The organism is Brachybacterium sp. 107 (assembly GCF_052379725.1).
Classification (GTDB): domain Bacteria; phylum Actinomycetota; class Actinomycetes; order Actinomycetales; family Dermabacteraceae; genus Brachybacterium.
In genome coordinates this window covers 261,920-279,016 of the sequence record NZ_JBQSYW010000003.1, presented here as the reverse complement: position 1 = coordinate 279,016, position 17,097 = coordinate 261,920, and the positions used below count along the sequence as shown (strand labels likewise).

17 protein-coding genes are annotated in these 17,097 nt (G+C 71.9%); 8 read left to right on the top strand and 9 right to left on the bottom strand.

Features of this window, described 5'->3' with window-relative positions; all coding sequences use genetic code 11:
- Positions 1-120: 120 nt before the first annotated feature.
- The 4 genes from ACT3UL_RS06125 to ACT3UL_RS06110 all read right to left on the bottom strand — a co-directional run bounded on the left by ACT3UL_RS06125 (position 121) and on the right by ACT3UL_RS06110 (position 5,513).
- A complete protein-coding gene (locus ACT3UL_RS06125) occupies positions 121-2,337 on the bottom strand; it encodes a 3-hydroxyacyl-CoA dehydrogenase NAD-binding domain-containing protein (protein WP_444577245.1) in 2,217 nt (738 codons plus the stop codon).
- A gap of 212 nt (positions 2,338-2,549) precedes the next feature.
- Positions 2,550-3,254, bottom strand: a complete 705-nt coding sequence (locus tag ACT3UL_RS06120) for a hypothetical protein (protein WP_193116932.1) — start codon at positions 3,252-3,254, stop codon at positions 2,550-2,552.
- Between the two features lie 121 nt (positions 3,255-3,375).
- A complete protein-coding gene (locus tag ACT3UL_RS06115; protein WP_444577244.1) occupies positions 3,376-4,191 on the bottom strand; it encodes a hypothetical protein in 816 nt (271 codons plus the stop codon).
- A 164-nt stretch (positions 4,192-4,355) separates the two neighbouring features.
- On the bottom strand, positions 4,356-5,513 hold the full coding sequence (locus tag ACT3UL_RS06110; protein WP_444577243.1) for a hypothetical protein: 1,158 nt from the start codon (positions 5,511-5,513) through the stop codon (positions 4,356-4,358).
- A 183-nt stretch (positions 5,514-5,696) separates the two neighbouring features.
- Here ACT3UL_RS06110 and ACT3UL_RS06105 point away from each other — a divergent pair, with 183 nt between their 5' ends.
- The 4 genes from ACT3UL_RS06105 to ACT3UL_RS06090 all read left to right on the top strand — a co-directional run bounded on the left by ACT3UL_RS06105 (position 5,697) and on the right by ACT3UL_RS06090 (position 8,117).
- Positions 5,697-6,071 carry an ArsR/SmtB family transcription factor gene (locus ACT3UL_RS06105; protein ID WP_444577242.1) on the top strand — a complete coding sequence of 125 codons (375 nt, stop codon included), beginning with the start codon at positions 5,697-5,699 and terminating at the stop codon, positions 6,069-6,071.
- 2 nt (positions 6,072-6,073) lie between these two features.
- The gene (locus ACT3UL_RS06100; protein ID WP_193116928.1) at positions 6,074-6,556 is read left to right on the top strand and encodes an SRPBCC family protein; all 483 of its coding nucleotides are present in this window, start codon (positions 6,074-6,076) and stop codon (positions 6,554-6,556) included.
- A gap of 238 nt (positions 6,557-6,794) precedes the next feature.
- Entirely contained in the window at positions 6,795-7,589 is a 795-nt protein-coding gene (locus tag ACT3UL_RS06095) for a GNAT family N-acetyltransferase (RefSeq protein WP_444577241.1), read from the top strand.
- 66 nt (positions 7,590-7,655) lie between these two features.
- Positions 7,656-8,117 (top strand): hypothetical protein, encoded by a 462-nt coding sequence (locus ACT3UL_RS06090; protein ID WP_444577240.1) that lies wholly within the window; start codon positions 7,656-7,658, stop codon positions 8,115-8,117.
- A gap of 97 nt (positions 8,118-8,214) precedes the next feature.
- Here ACT3UL_RS06090 and ACT3UL_RS06085 read toward each other — a convergent pair whose 3' ends face one another.
- Positions 8,215-8,742, bottom strand: coding sequence for a hypothetical protein (locus tag ACT3UL_RS06085; RefSeq protein WP_444577239.1), 528 nt, complete (start codon positions 8,740-8,742; stop codon positions 8,215-8,217).
- A gap of 267 nt (positions 8,743-9,009) precedes the next feature.
- On the opposite strand from ACT3UL_RS06085, the gene ACT3UL_RS06080 reads away from it, so the two are divergent.
- The 4 genes from ACT3UL_RS06080 (at position 9,010) to ACT3UL_RS06065 (ending at position 12,068) form a co-directional block, all read left to right on the top strand.
- Positions 9,010-10,125 (top strand): PLP-dependent cysteine synthase family protein, encoded by a 1,116-nt coding sequence (locus ACT3UL_RS06080; RefSeq protein WP_444577238.1) that lies wholly within the window; start codon positions 9,010-9,012, stop codon positions 10,123-10,125.
- Between the two features lie 95 nt (positions 10,126-10,220).
- Entirely contained in the window at positions 10,221-10,964 is a 744-nt protein-coding gene (locus ACT3UL_RS06075; protein WP_444577237.1) for a hypothetical protein, read from the top strand.
- The gene (locus ACT3UL_RS06070; RefSeq protein ID WP_444577236.1) at positions 10,934-11,104 is read left to right on the top strand and encodes a hypothetical protein; all 171 of its coding nucleotides are present in this window, start codon (positions 10,934-10,936) and stop codon (positions 11,102-11,104) included. The genes ACT3UL_RS06075 and ACT3UL_RS06070 overlap by 31 nt, the downstream gene beginning before the upstream one ends.
- Before the next feature lie 145 nt (positions 11,105-11,249).
- The gene (locus ACT3UL_RS06065) at positions 11,250-12,068 is read left to right on the top strand and encodes a CDP-alcohol phosphatidyltransferase family protein (RefSeq protein ID WP_444577235.1); all 819 of its coding nucleotides are present in this window, start codon (positions 11,250-11,252) and stop codon (positions 12,066-12,068) included.
- A 65-nt stretch (positions 12,069-12,133) separates the two neighbouring features.
- Here the strand turns inward: ACT3UL_RS06065 and ACT3UL_RS06060 are convergent, their stop codons facing one another.
- From ACT3UL_RS06060 to ACT3UL_RS06045, 4 genes are all read right to left on the bottom strand, one after another.
- Positions 12,134-13,477, bottom strand: coding sequence for an acyl-CoA dehydrogenase family protein (locus tag ACT3UL_RS06060; RefSeq protein WP_444577234.1), 1,344 nt, complete (start codon positions 13,475-13,477; stop codon positions 12,134-12,136).
- On the bottom strand, positions 13,477-14,694 hold the full coding sequence (locus ACT3UL_RS06055) for an acetyl-CoA C-acetyltransferase (protein WP_444577233.1): 1,218 nt from the start codon (positions 14,692-14,694) through the stop codon (positions 13,477-13,479). The genes ACT3UL_RS06060 and ACT3UL_RS06055 overlap by 1 nt, the downstream gene beginning before the upstream one ends.
- Positions 14,695-14,773: 79 nt before the next feature.
- Entirely contained in the window at positions 14,774-15,694 is a 921-nt protein-coding gene (locus ACT3UL_RS06050; RefSeq protein ID WP_444577232.1) for an ABC transporter permease, read from the bottom strand.
- Entirely contained in the window at positions 15,691-16,848 is a 1,158-nt protein-coding gene (locus ACT3UL_RS06045) for an ABC transporter substrate-binding protein (protein WP_444577231.1), read from the bottom strand. Before ACT3UL_RS06045 ends, ACT3UL_RS06050 begins: the two co-directional genes overlap by 4 nt.
- Positions 16,849-17,097: the final 249 nt, after the last annotated feature.

Here is a 17,097-nt window from a genome sequence, read left to right as displayed (position 1 = left end):
ACGTCTGTGTGAGGTCGAGCCCCCCTGGGCCCGATCGCCACATAGTACGGGGGCGATCAGGCGCAGGAACGTGCACCGGATCGCTATCCGGTCACGATGGGACGGCGCCGATCCGAGCCGTCACCGCTTCGGGCTGAACGTCTCCCCGTGGAAGCTGCGCCCGGCCACCCGCTCGGACGTGCCGGTGGCGTCGAGGTACGGGGTGATGCCGCCGCGGTGCCGGGGGAAGCCCGCGCCGAGGATGAGCGCCAGGTCGATCTGCTCGGGCCGCTCGACGACGCCGTCCTCCAGCATGATCGCGATCTCCTCCGCGAGCCCGTCCCGGACCCGCTCCAGCAGCGCGTCGCCGACGGGGGCCGAGGACTCCGCTCCGGGCGCGCCCTGTGCGTCGGCCCCGAACACCTCCGCGACCGTCGGGGAGACGGGCGGATGCACGGCGTCCCGGCTGCGCTCGGTGAAGTGTGCGGACTTCTCCGCCATCACGGAGAGGCCCGGCGAGGCGTGGAAACGGTCGCCGAGCTCCCCCTGGAGCACGGTGCCGACGTGGTCGGCGACGGCCAGCCCCACGAGGTCCAGCAGCGCGAACGGTCGCATCGGCAGGCCGAGGGCATCCAGGGAGGCGTCGACCTCGGCCGGGTCCGCGCCGGCGTCGAGCGGGGCGAGCACCCCGCCGAGCACCCGGAACAGCAGGCGGTTGACGATGAACCCGGGCGCGTCGGCGCTGCGTACGGCGAACTTCCGCAGCCGGCGCACCACCTCGAGGCCGGTCGCGAGGGTGGCCTCGTCGGTGGCCTCGGTGTGGATCACCTCGACCAGGGGCATCTTGGCGACCGGGTTGAAGAAGTGCAGGCCCACGACCCGTTCGGGGTGGGCGAGCCCCTCCGACATCGCGGTGACCGAGAGCGAGGAGGTGTTCGTGACCAGCAGGGCGTCGTCGGCCAGGACGCCCTCGAGCTCTGCGAACACGGACTTCTTGATCGTCAGGACCTCGGGGACCGCCTCGAGCACGAGGTCGCAGTCGGCGAGCTGCTGCAGGTCGGTGGTGGCGTCGAGCGCGGCGGCGATCCTCGTCGCCATCTCCTCGTCGATCCGGCCGCGGGCCGCGGTCTGGGCGATGACCTCGCGGGCGGCGGCGAGGCCCTTGGCGGCGGTGGCCTCGTCGAGGTCGCGCATGATCACGGGGACCTGCAGCCCGAGGGCGAGCTGTGCCGCGATCTGGGCGGCCATGAGGCCTGCGCCGGCGACGCCGACGCGCTGGATCTCCCGCGCCCCGTCGACGGGCCGACGGCCGGGCTTGCCGCGACGCAGCAGCTCGGCGCTGTACATCGAGGCCGCGGCGGCATCGGAGCGGACGAGCTCGGCGAGCGCGTCGGCCTCCCGGGCCAGGGCGTCCTCCAGGGTGGAGCCGGGCAGCTTCTGGAGCAGGCCGATGGCGCGGGCGACAGCGGGCGCGCCCTGGCTCTCGAGCCGGGCGGACCAGGTGCGGCGAGTCTCGGCACTGCCGTGCGCGGCATCGAGTGCGTCGAGCAGAGCTTCGGCCTCGGGGGTGTCGACGCCGGGCAGCGGCGCCTCGCGGCCCGCCCAGGCACCGGGGATCGGAGAGGTGGAGGACACGACGGCCTCGACGACGCTCGGGTCGACGATGTCGGTATCCGCCTCGTCGACGTCGACGTGCGCGGCGATCAGCGCGGCGAACTCGTCGAGCGCCTCGTCGAGGTCCTCGGCGATCTCGTCGATCAGTCCGATCTCGAGGGCTTCGTCGGCCCCCAGCTGCTTGTCGCGGGCGGGGTCCTCGAGGATCATCCGCACCGCGTTCTCCGGGCCGACGACGGACTGGAGGAGCGTGGTGCCGCCCCAGCCGGGGAGGATCCCGAGGCTGGTCTCGGGGACGCCGAGGCCCTTCACGCCGGCGGCGGCCGTGCGGACGTCGGCCATCAGCGCGACCTCGAGGCCGCCGCCGAGCGCGACCCCGTTGAGATGCGCGAGGACCGGGACGGAGCTGGTGCGCACGCGGACCTGGAGCGCATGGGCGGCCCGGGTCATGGCCTCGACGTTCGAGACGGCGGTGGGGTCGGTGAACATCGACAGGTCGGCGCCGGCGAGGAAGACGCGACCGGTGCCGGTCAGGGCGACGGCCTGGATCTCCCCGGCCTCGGCGCGGTCGAGCGCGGTGCCGATCGCCCCGGTGACGGCGTCGATCGAGCGGGGGCCGAGGGTCGCGGGCCGCTTCTCCTCACCCTCGGGCGGGGCGAAGGTCAGCACGGCCACGGTGCCGACGCCGGGGTGCTCGCGGTCCTCCGTGAGGACTCGGGTGACGTGCTCGGTGTAGCTGCTCATCGGTGACCTTTCGCGATCTCTTCGTCGAGGGGTGGCGGATCCCCGCACGGTTGTCTGATACCGCGGGTTTCAGATAGATCATGCCTCAGAGCGCGGGCCGGTGTCCACCGCGGCCGCAGCGCTCAGGCGAGGTCGGGCAGGGTCCGGCACAGCCGGGCATGCTCCCGCGCGGCCTGGCACGGTCGGGCAGGGTCCCGGGCGGCCTGGCACAGTCAGGCCGCAGTCACCCACGTGCCCTCCTCGAGGTCCGCGGCGACGACCGGGGAGAGCACGATGTGCCCGCCCTCGGGGGCGTCCTGCGGGATCAGGAAGGCGATCTGCTGGGAGAAGTCGGTCCCGTCGGCGACCTCCCAGGGCAGCTGGGACTGGAGGGGCGTGATGGCATAGCTGTCGCCGTACTCCGTGCCGTCCTCGGCCACGTAGGTCACGCTCACCCAGAACGCGGTCGAGAGAGTGCCCTCGCCGCGGAAGGCCGCCTCCAGCGTGGTCAGCATGTACTTCTCGCCGGACCCGGGGGCGTCGTTGAACGTGTTGGCCTCCGCGACCTCCGTGGTCGCGTCCCAGTCGATCTCGGTGACGGCGACCTGCACTTCGCCGATGTACTCGTCGGGCGAGACGACGGGGAAGGTGGTGCCCATCGGCACAGCCGCCTCCTTGCCCACGGGCGCGGCCTCGAGGGATTCCCCGGTCCCGCCGGTCTCGGTGCCAGCGGTCTCCGACGGGTCACCGCCGGTGACGGCACGCACCCCGAAGAAGCCGCCCACACCGAGGAGCAGTCCCAGGATCAGGGCGACGCATCCGATACCGGCGAAGAAGGTCGTCCGGGAGGAGCGAGGGCGCTGTCCGTCGGGCCCGCCGGCGCCCATCGGCTCGGTGCGCGGCGTCGGGGCAGGGGTGCGCAGAGATGACTGGTCCATGGTGTGCCGGGCGTGCGCCGGGGTCCCCCTCCTCAGCGTGGCGTGCGGCGCGCGGCGAAGATCCGTGCGTCTCGGGCAACGCTAACGCACCCGGGCTGCTGCGGGACGACGCAGCGAGTGGTCACCGCGGGTCGAAGTAGAGGATCTCGCCGCTGTAGGTCTCCACCCCGAGCCGGAGCCCGTCGAGCTCGTCGTCGGGGAGCAGGAGCAGGCTGTGGAACTCGGCGCTCTGCCCGCTGCCGAGCGGCCGCACCTCCTGCATCGGATCGGGGAGGAGCCCCTGCGCGATGTCCTGGTAGTAGGCGCGGTGGGACTCCCCGGAGATCCACAGCTCCTCGACGGGGGCGAGCTGCCCCGGCCCGTCGTAGACGACCTGATAGGCCACCTCGACCAGCCGGTAGCCGTCCTCGACCACCGTCGTGCCCCGGGCGCCCGGAAGGCTCGCATCGAGATCCACGGCGAGGGCGCTCACGCTGATCGTGCCGCCGGTCCACGTCGTCCAGCTGAGGGTGTGCTCACCGACGACGGCCGGGTCGTCGAAGCCGCCGGTGCCGTCCGAGAGCTCCTCACCCTGGTCATCGGTGACGACTCCGGGGGTCTTGTCCGGCGCGGCCTCCTGCGTCTGCCCGGAGCGCGTGGCGGGCGCCGCGGCCGGGTCGGGGTCCGGATCCTGATCGAGCAGCCGCAGTGCGCCGCCGACGATCAGGCCGACGGAGCCGACCAGCGCCACCACCTGCAGCGCGACGATGGCGACGATCGCCCACGGCGGGAAGCCGCGCGAGGGCCGTTCGCCCTGCGGATCCGGGCCGGCGGCGCCGGGTGACCGACGCTCTGAGGCGGGCGTGGACGAGAGCGCTGGCGCGAACATCTCCGTCTCCGACGGGAGGGACCCACGCTCCCAGTCGTAGCCGGACGGGGTCCCCCGCTGCTGCTCCATGGGACGAGCATAGGCGTGAGCCGCACCCGGCGCGCCGTCGTGACCAGGACGGGCCGGAGGGATCCGCATGAGCCCGGACAGCACGATGCGCCGCACCTCCCCCTCCCCGGGAAGCACGGCGCACCGCGGATACGGGACGGGGCCCCCACCCCGTCCCACCCGGGTCAGACCGGGAGCTGGGAGAACAGGTACGTGACGTCAGATCCGAACCCCGGCTGAGCGGTGGCGTACCAGGTGCCGTCGCCGCCGCCGTCGGTCGTTCCGGCGACCTCGCAGGTGGCGTGCGCCCCGGCGTCGAGCACGGCGCAGTCGATGGTGATCTCCGGCGGGACATCACCATCGGGGTGCTCGGCCATCAGCACCGCGTTGAACGCGGCATCCTCGACATCCGCCGCAGTGACGTTCTCGAGCTCCGCCACCCCAGTCCCCCAGAGTCCCAGCGGCGTGCCCTCCTGGATCGACAGAGCCGTGAGCCCGTCGGCGTCGGCGCTGAGCAGCAGCGCCGAGTGGCCGAACGCCACAGGCACCAGCCGTGCCTCGATCGGGAGCTCCTGCGATCCCTCGGTGAGCAGGCAGCTCGCCGAGGATCCTGCCAGCGAGGCGATGCCCTCGCACTCGACGTCCGTCCCGCCGAAGAACTCCTGGCCCGCGACCTCCTCGCCGGTCATCGACGTCACGGCCCGATCCTCCCCGTACAGATAGTTCATGACGAAGTACTGGGTCCCGTTGGAGGCGGGCACAGTCTCGGTCGAGATGGTCCCGGCCCAGTCGGCAGGAAGATCGACGGGGGTTCCGCTGTCCGAGCCGTCTCCCTGGTCGCCACCACCCTGGTCGCCACCCTGGTCGCCACCCTGGTCGCCACCCTGGTCGTCGCCACCCTGGTTGTCACCTTGGTCGTCACCACCCTGTTCGTCACCACCCCGACCGTGGCCGCCGTCCCCCCGGCCCTCGTCGTGGCGATGCTCTGCGCTCCTCCCCTGGGAGCTGTGGTCACCCGCCCCACCCGTCTCATCGGCAGCCGACTTGTCGGCGCCGCCGTCAGCAGCCGTGCCAGCAGCCTTGTCGACACTCTTGCCGACATGCTTGTCGGCGCTCTTGTCGACCACAGCCGCGGCGTCGTCGGCGCCGGTGCCGGCTCCGGAGCCCGCGTCCGCGTCCGCCACGACCGCGCCCTGCCCCTCGGCTCCTCCGGCACGCGCCCCCTCGGCGCTGTCCGGAGCCGGGGCTCCACCACAGGCGCTCAGGAGTGCCCCTGTCGCCATCACCGCCATCAGCATCGACCCTCTGCGCACTCGGCGCCCACCACGCGTTCCTGCAGACATTGTGTTCACTCCCCCGTGAAATCGGCCCGGTCCGAGACGGATCGCCTCGTTGGTTCCGGCAGGGACTGCGTCGTCCCCGGAAGCGACTTTACGATCTCTTGACCTAACTACCAACTGTTCTTTAATGGAGAACTTGTGAAGGAAGCCTTGCTAACCACAACCGCCAGGTTGTAGGTTCGTCGTGTGCATCAGATCTCCGACGACCGGGTCGACGCCTGGTTCCACGCCCTCTCGGACAGGACGCGCCGCGACATCCTGCGACGCGTCCTGGTCACCGAGCAGTCGGTATCGTCCCTGGCCAGGAACTACTCGATGAGTCTGACCGCCGTGCAGAAGCACGTCGGCGTGCTCGAACGAGCAGGCCTGATCACCCGCCGCCGCACCGGCCGGGAGACCCTGACCCGGGGCGACGCCGGCACCGTGCGCTCCGCCGCGCAGCTGCTCACCGAGCTGGAAGCCGTCTGGCGCGAGCGCATCGCCCGCATCGCCCGCATCGACGATCTCCTCGACGCCGAGGCCGACCCGGCTCCGACGCCCCCGTCCCACCCGAAGGACTGATCATGCCTGTCACCGATATCAGCCACGACCTCGACGCCCTCACTCTGACCATCACCGCGCAGTTCGCCGCACCCGTTCAGCGCATCTGGGACATCTACGCGGACCCGCGTCAGCTGGAGAAGGTGTGGGGCCCGCCGGAGTACCCGGCCACGGTGGTCGACCACGATCTCTCCCCGGGCGGTCGGGTCACCTATTACATGACCGGCCCGGAAGGCGATCACGTCTACGGGTACTGGAACGTGCTCACGGTCGAGGAGCCCTCCTCCTTCAGCTACGAGGACGGCTTCGCGGATGAGAGCTTCGCCCCGAACCCCGAGATGCCGACCTCGACCTGCGTGAGCACCTTCACCGAACAGGACGGGACCACCCTGGCGAGGTACGTGACGACCTTCGGAACCCGTGAGGGTCTCCAGACGGTGCTCGACATGGGCGTCGAAGAGGGCTCGCGCTCCGCGATCGACCAGATCGACAGCCTCGTCGCCTGATCACCTGATCACCTGATCACCTGATCACCTGATCACCCTCAACGCGGCCGTCTCGCACGGGGCGGCTGCTTCGCACGGGGCGGCCGCCGCGCGTCACAGGGCGACTCTGGGCGCGAGCGTCTGCTCTGCGACACATTTCTGGGCACCACAGGCCATCGGGAGTAGCGTCGCTGCGTCGGCTCCAAGGGCCGACGGAGCGACGCTCCTCTCCGATCTCCGATGCCTCCCGAGGAGCCTGATGACCCTGCAGGACCAGTCCGCCCGCGAGCCCTCGCCCGAAGGACCCGACATCGCGGACGATGCCGTGCCGGACCCTTCCTTGCCGGACACTTCCGAGCTGAGCGATGCCGTGCTGGACGACCCCGTGCTGGACAACCCCGTCTGGTCCTCGCTGACCGGCCACCACGCGCACCAGGCGGTCGGGAACGACCTCGTCAAGCACTTCCCCGAGGACGTCTCCCCCTTCGTCGGGGTGAAGGACTGGGAGCATCCCGACGTGTGGGACGCGGTCCTGGACCTGTTCGGCCACGGCGCCACCGTCGGCGTCTCGCATGCCGACCCGGTGCTGCCCGAGGGCTGGGAGCAGGTGTTCTCAATCCCCGGCGTCCAGCTGACGCAGACGGCTCTGCTGCGCGCCCGCCCCGACTCCGAGGCCCTCGAGCTCGGCGCCGCGGACTCGCCCGACATGCTCGCCCTCGTCGAACGGACCAAACCGGGACCGTTCCTGCCCCGCACCCATGAGCTGGGGCGGTACGTCGGGGTCCGCCGCGAGGGGCGCCTGATCGCGATGGCCGGGGAGCGCCTGCACCCCGACGGCTGGACCGAGATCAGCGGGGTCGCGGTCGACGCCGACCATCGCCGACAGGGTCTCGCCTCCCGCCTCGTGCTCGACGTCGCCTTCCACATCCAGCAGCGCGGCGACCGGGCCCTGCTGCACGCGTCGGCCGCCAACACCGGGGCGATCAGCGGCTACGAGAAGCTCGGCTTCGCGCTGCGGCGACGAGTCACGTTCGGCGCCGTCCGCACGCCCTGAACCCGCCCGATGCCCTGCCCGGACGGCGGCTCGTGACGTACGGTGGAACGCCCTAGGAGGTCCGAGATGACGACGTCGACCGCCGCCCTCCCCACACCCCGCCGCGTCCCTCGCGCTGTGCATGTGGCGGAGGCGATCCTCTACGGTGCCATGGCGGCGCTGCTCTTCGAGGTGCTTCCTCTGCCGATCATCGCCCGGCTCCTGCTCCTCCTCGTGCTCCTGGCACTGTTCGGCACGCTCGGGATCACGGCACAGATCCGGTGCTGGGGAGCCTTCATCGCTCCCGCGTTCACGCCGGCACGGGTCGCGAGCTCGGTGTTCATCGCGGTGAGCTACCTGCTGGCCACCTGGCTGCCCCATGACGCGCCGTTCGCATGGCGCGCAGCGGTCACCGTCGCGCTGCCTCTCGCCTACTACCTGCTCATGCGCTGGGACGATGCCCGCACAGTCGAGTTGCTGCGCAGCCGTGAAGAGGCCCACCGCGCTCGTGGAGCACATCCCGCGGCCGGCACGCGCTCCCCCGTCTGAGCAGATCGGCCACAGCGGCGATCGTCCCGGCACCCCTCGTCGAGGCCGACGCTCAGCGCTCAGTGATCAGTGATCAGCACTCAGCGCCGCCACCCGCTCAGAGGGCGAGCGACTCTGCGGAGCAGGACTCCGTCGTGATCTCTGCATCGGCGATGCGGAGCGTTCCCTGCGCCGAGAGCGTCACCTCGGCCCCGTGCTCGTCCGCGGCGCGGACCAGGTACAGCGCTCCCTGTCGCGTCGGGCGTTCGAGCTCGGAGAACCCGTGCTCGACGAGCACCGGGTCGACTGCCGCGATGATCTCGTCCCATCCGTCGTCCCCGGAGACGCCGAGCAGGGTCGTCCCGGTCTCCCAGTCGCCCGGCGAATACCGGCACACTCCCTCTCGCTCCTGCACCTCCCGCCGGTGCTCGAGAAGGCTCCACTCCTGACCGGTCGACTCGCCGAGTGCGGAGGTGAGCTCCGCGGCGACCTCGTCGTAGTGCGCGACGGCCTCTCCCGCGGGCAGAGGCACCACGCCACCACAGGCGGTGAGCAGCGCCGCGGCGGAGAGCAGCAGTGGGACACGGCCGGTGCGTCGGCGCTCTGTGCGGCACGCAGCATCGTCCACCGTCGTGCGCGCAGTCATCCGTCCCCCCACCCCGTTGTCGACTCACTCTGTCGACCACTCACTCCGTCAACCACCCGCTCCGTCGACCACTCGTCATCCGTCGCGATCGTCTCGTCGTTCGTCGCGATCGTCTCGTCGTTCGTACCGATCGTCGTCCGTCTCCAGAGCGCGGCCGAGCATCTCGTGCCTCCCGACAGTGTGCACGATCGGAGCCGCGAGGGCTGGTGCGCGAGGGTCCGCCGTCTCCGGGCAGACCGAGCCTCCTCCCCCAGGTACGGTCGTCGCATGGATGACACCGCGATGTGGCCGCAGCAGCTCGAGGACCTGGATCGCAGCGATGAGTCCCTGAGGGGATGGGTGGCGGAGCGGATCCATCGGCTCGAGGCCGACGGGCGTCGCAGCGCCGATACCCACCTGGTGAGCGTGGACCTGCCTCCGAGCTGGGACATCCAGCTCTACCTCAAGGACGAGTCGACGCATGCCTCGGGCAGTCTGAAGCATCGGCTGGCCCGCTCGTTGTTCCTGTTCGCCCTGGTCAACGGCCAGCTGCGGCCGGGCATGCCGGTGATCGAGGCGTCCTCGGGGTCCACTGCCGTCAGCGAGGCTCATGTCGCCAAGATGCTGGGGATCCCGTTCGTGGCGGTGGTGCCGCGGTCCACCAGCACCAGCAAGATCGCACTCATCGAATCGGCCGGCGGCCGCTGCCACTACGTGGATCACGCCGAGCAGATGGCCACCGAGGCGCAGCGCCTGGCCGACGAGCAGGGCGGGCTGTTCATGGACCAGTTCACCCATGCCGAACGGGCCACCGACTGGCGCGGGAACAACTCGATCGCCGTCAGCGCGCTCGCGCAGCTGGAGCTCGAACCGCATCCGGTGCCGCGCTGGATCGTCGTCGGCGCCGGCACGGGCGGCACCAGCGCGACCTTCGGCCGTCTGCTGAGGTATCGCAGCCTGCCCACCGGGCTGTGCGTCGCCGATGTCGAGAACTCCGCGTTCTTCGAGGGCTGGGTGCAGCAGGACCCCACGGTGACCACGGACCACAGCTCCCGCATCGAAGGCATCGGTCGCCCCCAGGTCGAGCCGAGCTTCGTGCCCGGGGTGGTGGACCGGATGATCCGGGTGCCGGACGCGGCCTCGATCGCCGCCGCCCGCCACCTGTCGGAGCATCTGGGGAGGCGCGTCGGGGCGTCGACCGGCACCAACCTGATGGCGGCGGCGCAGCTGATCGCCCAGATGCGCGAGCGCGGTGAGAGCGGCTCGGTGCTCACGCTGCTGTGCGACAGCGGCGACCGCTACGGGGACACCTACTTCGACGACGACTGGGTCGCGGCGCAGGGCTGGGACCTGGCCCCCTGGCGGGCAGAGCTCGAGCGGACTCTGCCGCTCGGGGGCGCCTGAGCCGGGTCCGGTGGGGACTCCTCCCCCTCCTCGGCGTGCCGCGTCCCCAGTACGCTGGCGGCACACGGCTCGGGGGAGCCTGGAGGAGGGGATCCATGATGACCGCACGACGACCCGGGGCACTTGCCCTGCTTGGCGCGCTCACGCTCGCCCTGAGCTCCTGCTCGTTGCTGCCCGCCGGGGACGGACCTGAGCTCGCCGACGACGACGTCATCACCATCGGCAGCTCCGCCGCGGGGATGTTCGGGTACTTCGGAGAGGGCTCCACGACGATCGCGGCCGACACCATCAGCCAGCGCTACGAGCTCCCGAACGGGGCGGTGATCTACGAGACCACCGATGAGCTCGACCCCGAGGCGCGCGACCTCATCGAGAAGAGGGCCGGCGCCTATGTGGTCTGGGAGGGGAAGCTCTCGGAGAAGGAGCACAATCCCTGCACCGACATCGCGGCCACGAGCGTCTCGATCTCCGGATCGATCACCCACGACTCCGACGTGCAGGACTGCGGCGACGGCACGCCCCTGCGCGACCTGGAGGATTCCGTGCGCGATGCCGACCCCGAGCCGCTCGGGCAGCTCGCCCACCCCGTCGACGACTGGACGATCGAGATTCGTCCCTGGACCGAGGACGGCCCCACCGGGGGCGGCCCGGACGAATCGGCCCCGGTCGAGCGATACGAGCTCTCCGCGGCGCGGCACGAGATCGGGATGGGGATCACCGGGGAGCCCCCCCCCCGGCAGGCTGGGGCGACGAACTCGCGCCCGACGAGGGGGACGGCGCACCCCTGGGCTGGGACACCACCGGCACCGTGCTCACCGACCTCAACGCCTTCCTGCTGAATCAGGACACGCTCGGCTGCGGTGATCAGACCGGGGAGAACCGAGTGATCAAGCAGGGGAAGCCCTCTCAGACCTGGACGTACCGCCTGTGCCCCGGCCAGCACAGCGAGGTCCTCGCCCAGACCCTGCGTGGGCTGTGACGCGTACCGCGGCGTCGGCGGACATGGAGCGGCGGGAGATCGAGGGCACCTGCACGAGGCAGCCGGCGCACCGGCCTCGGTGGGGCGTCGGGTGGGATGCCGGACGCTGCCCGCCGGCTCAGAGGCCGGGGGCTACGCTCGGGCGATGGAGCCAGCGCAATCCGCCACGCCCCGGCCGCAGGGCCTGCGCCGCGTCACGACGGTCCTCGCCCTGCTCACCGCCGGTCTGCTCACGGTAGGAACCGGCCTCGTCCTCCTGGCCTCACCGCCGGCGCTGATCGGCGCTCTCGCTCTGCTGCTGAGCCTGACACCGCTGGCCGTCGCGGCCGTGACCCTGCGTCCCCGGGCTCCGGGCCCCGTCACCACGGCGGACCTCCTGACCATGCTGCGCCTGCTGGGAGCCGGGGCGCTCGCTGCGGTGACCGTTCTCGCCCTCGCCGGGCAAGTGCCCTCGCGCGGGTGGGTCCTCGCGGCGCTGATCGGCGTCGCCCTCGCCTCCGACGGGATCGACGGCCACGTGGCCCGGCGCACCGGAACCGCTGGCCCGATCGGGGCCCGCATCGACATGGAGGCCGACGCAGCGCTGGTCATGGCGCTCTCCGCGCTCGCCGCGATCACCGTGGGCCCCTGGGTGCTCGCGATCGGGCTGATGCGCTACGCGTACGTCGCGGCCTCAGGGATCCGCCCGGCGCTGCGCCGACCGCTCGGCTACAGCCTGTCCCGGCGGCTGATCGGTGCCCTCCAGGGCGTGTCCCTGCTGGCGGCGACGGTGCCCGTGATCCCGGCGCAGCTGGCCACCGGGATCCTCGCCGTCGCGCTCGCCCTGCTCGTGCTGTCCTTCGGGCGGGACGTCATCGCGCAGGAGCGGGCAGAGTGGCGAGCGCAGGCAGGGATGCAGGAGCAGGCACGCGTGCAGGAGCAGGCACGCGTGCAGGAGCAGGCACGGGCCCAGGAGCAGGCCTGAGCCACAGGAGCAGGCCTAGGGCACAGGAGCAGGTGCTGTGAGCCTGCTCCCGTGCCGGGTATCCCTCACACGAAGGCGCTGGTCCCCGTGATCGAGCGACCCACGATGAGCGACTGCATGGTGTCGGTGCCCTCGTAGGTGTGCAGCGCCTCGATGTCGCTGCGGTGGCGCACCACCCGGTTCTCCAGCAGGATGCCGGAGCCGCCGAGCAGATCCCGGGCGTCGGAGGCGATCTCGCGGGCCGCGCGGGTGTTGTGCACCTTGGCCAGCGAGGCCTGCTCAGGGCGGATCGTGCCGTCGGCCTCGAGCTCGGCGAGGCGCACGCAGTAGAGCTGCATCGAGGTGAGGGTCTGCAGCATGGAGGCCAGACGCACCTGGACGCTCTGCGCCTTCGCGAGCGGGCGCCCGAACTGGATGCGTGTGGTGGCGTGCTCGAGCGCGGCCTCGTAGCAGGCGGTCGCATGGCCGAGGGCGCCCCAGGCCACGCCCGCACGCGTCGCGAACAGGACTGTCGAGGTGTCCTTGAAGGAGCGGGCGCCGGGCAGGCGGGCGTCCAGCGGGACCGTGACCTCGGTCAGCGTGATGTGCGCCTGGTGGATGGCGCGCAGGGCGACCTTGCCGCGGATCACCTCGGCCTCGTAGCCGGGCAGCGACTGGTCGACGAGGAAGCCGCTGACCTGGCCGTTCAGAGCCTCATCGCTCGGATCCTCGACCCGGGCCCACACCACGGAGACGTGGCAGCCGGCGCCGTTGCCGATCCAGCGCTTCTCGCCGCTGAGCACCCAGCTGTCCCCGTCCCGGCGGGCGACGGTCTCCAGGGAGACGGAGTCGGAGCCGTGATCGGGCTCGGTGAGGGCGAAGGCGGCGTACTCGGTGCCGGTCGCGAGCGGCTCGGCCCAGCGCTGCTTCTGCTCCTCCGAGCCCAGCAGCATGATCGAGCGCAGCGCGAGGCCGCCCTGCACGCCGACCATGGTGCCGACGGATCCGTCGATCCGCGAGAGCTCCATGTTCACCAGGCCCGTCGCGAGCGGGGTGAGCGAGCGATGTCCGGGGACGTCGAGCCCGTCGGTGAGCAGATCGAGCTCGCCGAGGCGGCCGACCAGCTCGATCGGGTACTCGCCGCGGTCCCACCAGTCGTTGATCCGCGGGAGCACCTCGGCGGCCAGCGAGCGCGCGTCACGCCAGGCCGCGAGATCCTCACCGGCCACGTCCTGGAACAGGGAGAAGTGGTCCGCGGTGACGGGGAGCAGCTCGGCCGGCGTCGCGGCGGTCGCGTCGGGCGCGGAGACCACGGCGCGGTCGGTCACGACGGAGTCCTGCCGGTCATCCTCGGGACTGCCGGGGTTGCCGCCGAGGGAGATGTGCCCGGGGGTGGGGGCGTTCCAGGGAGTGCTGTTCGTGCTGGTCATCAGGACATCCTCTCGATGATGAGGGCCATTCCCTGCCCGCCGCCGACGCACAGGGTGGCCAGGCCGAAGCGGCCGTCGCGCTCGCGCAGACCGTTCAGCAGGGTGGTGGTCAGGCGGGCGCCGGTGGAGCCCCAGGGGTGGCCGAGCGCGATCGCGCCGCCGTGGACGTTGAGCTTGTCGTGGTCGATGCCGAGATCCTCGGCCGACGGGAGCACCTGGGCGGCGAAGGCCTCGTTGATCTCGACCAGGTCGATGTCGTCGATGCTCATCTCGGCGAGCGCGAGTGCCCTGCGGGTCGCCTCGACCGGTCCGAGACCCATGATCTCGGGGCTGAGGCCGGAGACGCCGGTGGCGACCACGCGGGCGAGCGGCGTGATGCCGAGCTCCTTCGCGTACTCGGCCTCCATGATCACGAGGGCGGCGGCGCCGTCGTTGAGCGGGCAGCAGTTGGCGGCGGTGACGGTCCCGTCGGGGCGGAAGACGGGATCCAGGGCGCCGACGGACTCGAGGGTGACGCCGGCGCGCGGGCCGTCGTCGGTCGCCACGACCGTGCCGTCGGGCAGGGTCACCGGCGTGATGTCGCGCTCGAAGAACCCCGAGGCGATCGCGGCCTCGGCGCGGTTCTGCGAGCGCACGGCGAACTCGTCCTGGGCGGCGCGGGAGATCCCGCGCAGCTCGGCGACGTTCTCCGCGGTCTGACCCATCTGGATGTAGGCGTCGGGCAGCTCGCCGTCCTCGCGCGGATCGTGCCAGGGGGCGGGGATCTCCCGGCTGGCGCGCCGGTCGGTGCGCTCCCAAGCCTCGCGGAACTGCGGGTCGCGGGCGTCCTCGTCCATGAGCTTGCCGGTGCTCGAGGAGATCGACTCGACGCCGGCGGAGATCACGGCCTTCGCCTCGCCGGAGACGATGGCGTGGAACGCGGCGCGGGTGGTCTGGATCGAGGAGGCGCAGAAGCGGGTCACGGTCGCGCCGGGCACGGCGTCCAGGCCGAGGCGGATCGCGACGGTACGGGCGAGGTTGCCGCCCTGCTGCCCCTCGGGGATCGCGCAGCCCAGCTGCAGGTCGTCGATGGTGCTCGGGTCCAGCTGCGGTACCTGGTCGAGGGCCGCCTGGATCATCTGGGCGGCGAGGTCGTCCGGGCGGACGTCCTTGAGCGAGCCCTTGCGGGCGCGACCGATGGGTGAGCGGGCGGTGGCGACGATGACGGCCTCGGGCACGTGGTTCTCCTTAGACGGCGATGTCTTCTTGGACGGCGGTGTCTTCGGGCGCCGCGGAGAACTCCCCGACACCCGGTCTTTAGGTGATACTACGGGTTGCAGGTACCTGATGTGAAGTCCGGCGAGGACTCGACCGCACGGGCCAGCCGCGCCGAGGAGCGAGGAGCAGGCGTGCCAGAGCGTCGATCGCGGCGCCGAGAGCACCGATCACGAGGATCACGACGAGCATCTCGTCGTAGGCGAGACGATCACGGGCGTTGAGGATCTCGTAGCCGAGCCCGCTGGTGACTCCGAGCATCTCCGCAGGGACCAGCACCACCCAGGCGATGCCGAGCGCCAGGCGCACCGACTGGAGCACCGCAGGCCGCACCGAGGGGACGACCACGGTTCGCAGGATCTCCCGTCGTCGGGCTCCAAGGGTGTGCGCGACGGCGACATAACGCTGGTCGATCGACCCCACCGCGGAGGCGGCTCCCAGCAGGATCGGCCAGATCGCGGCGGCCGCCACCAGGAAGATGACGGGGGCGGAGCCCACGCCCAGCAGGGCGACGGCCACCGGGGCCCAGGACAGCGGCGAGATCATCCGGACGAACTGGACCGGCCCGGCGGTGGCCCAGCGCGTGGGGCGATGCAGGCCGATCAGCGCCCCGGCGGGGATCCCCAGCAGCGCGGCGATCACGAGCCCCGCCAGCAGCCGCACCGTGCTGGTCACAAGATCCTGGAGCAGCACGCCCGTGGACAGCAGCGAGGCCAGGGCGCCGGGGACCCGCCACGGGGAGAGGGCGGCGAGCATCGGGCTGCCGGGCCCTCCGACGGCGGTGAACGCCCACCAGGCGAGCACGGTCGCGACCGCGCCGCATGCTCCCCACGCCAGGGCCGCGCGAGGGGGTCGCGCGAGTCGCGACCGAGCGCTGCGGGACCCTCCGACAGCAGGCACCGGCGCGGGGCCGTCCGGGGGTTCCAGATCGTCGGGGTCCAGCTCGGTGGGGGCGATGCTCACGGAAGGATCTCCTCGGTGTCGTCCAGGCCCGCCAGCGCCGCCGGGTCGAGACGGTGGGCGGCGTCCCGCAGGGCGTCGTCGTCGACGACGAGTCCGTGCACCGCGGCGGGGTCGATCCGGTTGAGCTCACCGAGGGGCGCGTCCAGGAGCGTGTCACGCATCTCCTCGACGAGCCGGGCGGTGAACCCGGGGCGCAGGACGGGGGTGAAGTCGATGGTCTCGCCGTGCCAGTCGGGATGCTCGACGCGGGCATGGCCGGCATCGGGCCGGTGCAGGGAGGCGCGGATCGCCGGCAGGGGCTGCGGCAGGTAGGTGCCGGCGAGGTCCGCGGCGACCCCCTCGCGATCCTCACGGCAGGTGCGCTGTGCGCGCACCAGGGCCTCGGCGACGGCGTCGATCTGAGCCGCCGGTCGTCGCAGCAGACCCCCGGAGGCGACCGTCACGCAGCAGGGGTGGGAGCGCCAGACGTCCCCGAGGAAGCGGCCGATGGTGCCCACGCCCTTCGCCTCCCCCATCGCGTTGAAGGGGTCGGCGACGGTGTATCCGCCGATCGAGCCGGCGTCGAGAGCGGGGATCATGTCCGCTGGGGCCATGGGAACCAGCGCGACCTCTCCGCGCGTCGCCGAGGGGGTGCGGCGCACGACGGGGGTGAGCCCCTCGGCACGGAGCATCTGCTGGACGATGACGTTGTGGATCGAGTACCAAGCCGGGATCGCGAGGGTACGTCCGGCGAGTGCGGCGGTCTCCGGGACGTCCCGGCCGAGGGTGAGAGCCGAGCCGTCTACGTGGTTCGCCCCCAGCACGCGGATGTCCGCCCCGAGGTCCAGGCGCATCTGCAGCGCCATCGGGAACAGCAGGTGGACCAGGTCGACGCTTCCTGCGAGCAGCGCCTCGCCCATCGAGGCCCAGGAGCGCAGGCGCACCGGCTCGGCGACCTCGATCCCGGCCTCCTGGAAGTACCCGCGGGCGTGCGCGATGAGCAGCGGGGCGGCGTCGGTGATCGGGAGGTAGGCGATCCGCAGCGGGCCCGACGGGTCCGGTGTGGCGGCGCGACCGCGGCGCACGCCGAGACCGAGACCGGCGCCCGCCGCCCCGGCCAGCAGGGTCGCCGAGCCACCTCCCAACAGTGCCCGACGGGTCGGGCGCACGGTCATGCGATGGCTCCGAGCGATCCCGCCCGGTAGTGGGCGAGCACCTCGTCGCGGCCGGTGCCATCCTCACGGGCCGCCAGTGGGCGGTGAGACCGCGCGGCCCGTCGAGATAGACGATGCGGTCGGCGACCGTGAGCGCCTCGTCGACGTCATGGGTGACCAGCACCGCGGAGATCCGAACCCGGGTGAGGACCTCCCGCAGCCACACCTGCAGGTCGGCGCGGATCGCCGGATCGAGCGCCGAGAACGGCT